This is a genomic window from uncultured Blautia sp. (genome assembly GCF_902497045.1).
GTDB lineage: Bacteria > Bacillota > Clostridia > Lachnospirales > Lachnospiraceae > Blautia_A.
Genome location: NZ_CABVDF010000224.1, coordinates 1 through 4,738, shown reverse-complemented (window position 1 = coordinate 4,738; position 4,738 = coordinate 1). Strand labels below are relative to the sequence as shown.

Genomic DNA, 4,738 nt, shown 5'->3' with positions numbered 1-4,738 from the left:
TCATGACCGGTATTCGCATCTTGACAACAGCATCTTTTTAACATCCTTTACCTATTACAAATCTATCTCCAATCGGATAAATCCCAACAAAAGGATCCGGATAACAGTTTGCTGTTACCTCCGGTCTGAAAAGGAGGGATATTAATGATTAATGGAACCAGTGCACTGCAGACTACTCTGCTTACAAATCACATTACCCAGTGGTCATGGGAACAGTATTGGCAGATTATTGAAGCTCTAAAATCTTACAATATTGAATACCTTAAAGCCCGGGATGAATACACTTTATTTAAAGAAGTAGTGTCACCAGACGTTACCGAAGTTTCAAACTTCGGTAACTCTGAAAACTGCGAAAACCCAGTAAATACAAGGGCTGAAGGCAGTGGTGTCATTTCACCTATATGCACAGCAAGTATGTTAATTGACACCGTTTCCGCCCCTGTCGGAAAATCTTTTCTTGCTCCCCTTGATGTCCAGAGAGCAGGAAGTATAGCTGAGGTGATCCCTTCCTTCAAGGTGATCCAGTCCGAAAAAATGTCTTTAAATATTGGATTTGATACTGAATTTCAGGATTTCCGTGATGAAACTGGCAGAAATCGCCTTTTATTATCCCTGCAAATGTCAATATCCATTGGGGAAACACTGATCAGATACTTCTTTCTTGTGGATCCTCGCAGTCAGGAAGTAACTGCAGATGGCGGTCAGATACCATTGAAGTATTGTCTCGCTGATATTTTGGACGATCTGAAAAAAAGTTATTTTCACAATTTCCCACTCGTCCTGAAAAGAGATATCATCTACAAAGAAAAGAAAACTCTGTCTGAGACAAGCATTAAAGTTATTGATTTCAAAGCAATGAAAGACAGCATCATTCCCATAACGCTTATCTGTCATACCGGAAAAGCCGATATATCCGTATTCCGGCGTCAGAAATATGACACAGATCTTCTCCGTAAAGTTGGTGAAATCCAGGGTGGATGGATGACAACAGAAAGTGTCAGATTTAAAGCTGAAAATGACTCAAACTATAACTACTACTGGATAATCAATCTCAATGTACGCGATACTCTTGGTCTTACGCCTGCTGAAAACAAATCCCTGAAAGCTCTTGGAAAAGTAATCGGCAGACCAAAGTTAGAACTTCCACCCAAAGTAATTGAAAATATGGCATCGTTTGCTGTAAGCAATCCGATTGAATTTTATAAGTACGCAGTAAATGATGCCGATATCGTAGTTTCCTTCTGCTCTGAACTTTTTCAGTGCAATCATAATGTTCCTATGACACTATCCAGTGCGGCTGCGGCATCAATGTATGGTTCAATCAAACAGTGCTTTGGAGTTAAGAAGAAATCAGAATATGACAGGATATTCAGGGGGTTAGAAATGTTGGATGAAGGGATTATTCCATCAAAAGATGAGTGTATTAAATACTTAAGGGCAACGAGATATGTTCCGATCAGGGATAATCCGGATGCCAAGCTTGCAATAGAATATTTTGAGGAGGCATATACAGGAGGCTTTAATGCCTCCTTTTATATTGGCTGGATCACAGAGCAGACTACGGATTTCGATCTCCAGAATGCTTATCCAACGGCAATGGCAAATATCGTTGATATCGATTGGTCAAAACCGGTAAGAGATTTTCCAAGAAACTATGACCTTACATGGCAGGATCTCACAAGTCCGCTGATACCGGCTGTCGCTGTTGGAGATTTCACTTTTCCTGACGATTGCTACTGCCCGAATATTCCGGTTCCGGTCAAAGGCGGTATGAAAATCTATCCTCGGCATGCACGGCATGTCTACATGACCGGTCCTGATATGTACCTTGCATTAAGGCTTGGTGCGAAAATTACAGTCTACAGAGGTTTCACATGTCAGATGCTCCTGAAAGACAATAAGCCATCTCAGTGTCTTGCTTATGCAGTTACAAATCTTGTCCAGGATCGTATTCGCGCAAAGATTGAATATAAGGAAAATCCATTAGTTGAGAAAAGCTTAAAGACAATGGTTAACTCCTGTTACGGCAAAACTGCTCAGAATGTAAGTCCAAAAACAAGATACAACGCGAAGAAAATGGGACGCGTCGATGCTGAACCGTCCTCCGTTACCAGTCCTTATCACGCTGCATATACTACTGCACTGGTCAGATGCATGCTGATCGCCTGCATTAACCAGCTTCATGATATGGGTTATAAAGTCTACTCTGTTACTACTGACGGATTCATCACTAACGCACCTACGGATGTTGTCCGAAGTCTTGATGCTTATGGATTCGCTCAGGTTTTTCAGAATGGTCGTTACATTCTCAATCAAACCAGAGAAGCTTGCGCAGCCAATCAGGTATGGGAACCAAAGCATTTCAATGATACGTTCCTGAATATCACAACACGCGGAAACGTAGCTGTGAATGATAAAGGCGTTCTCGCCCACAATTCATATACAACAGGAGAGGTGAAGGACAGTCGTGCTGACAGAGATGCTTATATCATCGCTGTACTTTCTCGTGAAGGAAAATTAAAATGCTCCACAAAATTGTGGACAGAATTTTCTGAAATCGTAGAACGCAAACACGATTTTCATGTTACCGAAAGTATCCGGCAGCTTTCCATGAATTTTGATTATAAGCGTTGCCCGATCACAGAAACAGCAATGAACACTCCTGTTCATTATGATAGTGCCAATGGTCTCTATCACGTTGATACCATAATTGCAGAATATGATACAAGACCTTTCACCGATGCAGAAGAATTTCTGAATTATAGAAATACCATGCAGAACGAAGACTGCATCAAGGTCACCGCTGATCTGGAACGTGTAAAAGTAAAATCCACGGTAAAGACTAAGGGCTATATTGGAAAAGATCTTAACAGAAAAATCCTTCTTTCCATCCTTATGGGTTATCGTTCCGGCTTATACAAAATCCCAGCTCTTGATGGTTTAAAACAGGCTGAAGTCGTATCCACCGTAAACAGCTGGGGAATTTCTGAGATCACGATCAGTGACTGGAAGAACTGTTCCAGGAGCAAGCGCCAGAGCAACATGCTCCCCCATGATCTTGTTGATGAAACACTGCAGCTGATTCTTGGTATCACTGAAAACAAATCTGCCAGCTGATGATTCATCAATCTTCTCTCTGGTTCCTGATCAGAATCCTCTATTGCAAAAGGGAATTGTCTTAATTGACATTTCCCTTTTTGCATTTCGATCCTTCCCATGAACCAGCTTTGTTCGGCCTGTTCATCTCATCAAATAAGAACTTTCTGCCACGGTAAAGTCTTACATGCTGTCCTGCTCCGGCCTCACAAAGAAAACAACAAACTACTCCATCCCGACCGCCTAAGCTTCTAAATCGTGATGAAGTAGTTAGGCAAGTTTCGCATTATGGCCAGCCATATGCACCGGTTCCAGCCTTTGGGCTGTTACCTAAACTTGCCAGATGGGCTTCGCCCCCTTGGATCCCCCAGCAAGAGCGCTTCCCTTTGCATTCCCGGCCTGCAAAATGATTTCAGAAATCCAGAAACGTCCACCGGACCTTTCCTCATTTCTTCCATCATTTTTCTAAAGGGCTCCTCGCCCTCTGCACTCCCCGGTAATGGTTGCACCCCTACACCCTGCTCTTATAAAGAAAGGAAAATGCTATGAATAAGAAGAAAGTGAAACGCAGACGTGACATTTCCGTTACCTTCCGCATGAATGCTGACGAATATGCACTTCTGCAAAATAAAGTAAAGGACTCAGGTCTTACGCAACAGGCATATATCATAAATGCCATCAAAGAAACCCCTATCATATCTTCGGATGAAATTGCTGTTCAAAAAGAACTCAGCAAAAATTTTGCCGTACTTGTTCAGCAGCTCCGGGGATTAGCTACTAATGTGAATCAGATGGCTCATGTTGCAAATGGTCAGGGCTATCTTCCGACTGCTCAGACATTGCATGAGACCGCTGATGAAATCAGCAAATACCATAAGGAGAGTGAAAACATATGGCAATTAATAAGGTTATCAATAAATCAACTAAATCGCACGGAGCGATGAGAAATGTAATCAACTATGTTCTTCAGAATCAGAAAGTTATTGAAGGCTATGTAGAAATCACAGGCCCTTATTCCTATGAAACAATTAATCAGGATCATGTTTACTGCGCTTTCCTCGAAGAGAAAAAAATGTGGAACAAAGACTCTGGCCGAATGTACGCACACAACGTTATCAGTTTTCATAAAGATGAAATAATTACTCCGGAAGAATGTCTCGAGATTGGTCGCCGATTTGCGGAACACTTCTTTCCGGATCACCAGAATCTGATTAGCGTACATCAGGACAAAGACCATCTTCATATTCACATTGTTACCAATTCTGTTTCCTATGTAGACGGAAGTAAGCTTCATCAGACAAAACATGATCTGGAGCATCAAAAACAATTTACCAATAATCTCTGTCTTGAAAAAGGTCTGACTATCGCTGAAAAGGAGAAACATTTTGATGGAACACCTATCGAGGAAGGTGAGATTATCGCCTGGAACAAGAATAAATACAATCTTCTGATCAATGATTCTAAAAAGAGCTATGTTGCCGAATGCGCCATGGCTGTCCTTGAATCCAAAGAAAACTGTTGCAGTAAAGAAGACTTTATCCAGCGTATGGCAGACAGAGGCTGGCAGACAATCTGGACAGACAGCAGGAAACATATCACGTTCCAAAATGAAAAAGGAGAGAAAGTACGTGATAGCAATTTA

General features: G+C 41.6%; 3 protein-coding genes. All 3 read left to right on the top strand.

The features are described 5' to 3' along the window. Positions 1-144: 144 nt before the first annotated feature. Positions 145-3,117, top strand: a complete 2,973-nt coding sequence (locus RDS42_RS12675; protein ID WP_308783981.1) for a DNA polymerase — start codon at positions 145-147, stop codon at positions 3,115-3,117. Positions 3,118-3,641: 524 nt separating this feature from the next. After that, the gene (gene mobC, locus RDS42_RS12670; protein ID WP_308783980.1) at positions 3,642-4,040 is read left to right on the top strand and encodes a plasmid mobilization relaxosome protein MobC; all 399 of its coding nucleotides are present in this window, start codon (positions 3,642-3,644) and stop codon (positions 4,038-4,040) included. Then, a partial coding sequence (locus tag RDS42_RS12665; protein ID WP_308783979.1) for a relaxase/mobilization nuclease domain-containing protein occupies positions 3,989-4,738 on the top strand: 750 nt, incomplete at its 3' end. The genes mobC and RDS42_RS12665, both read left to right, overlap by 52 nt.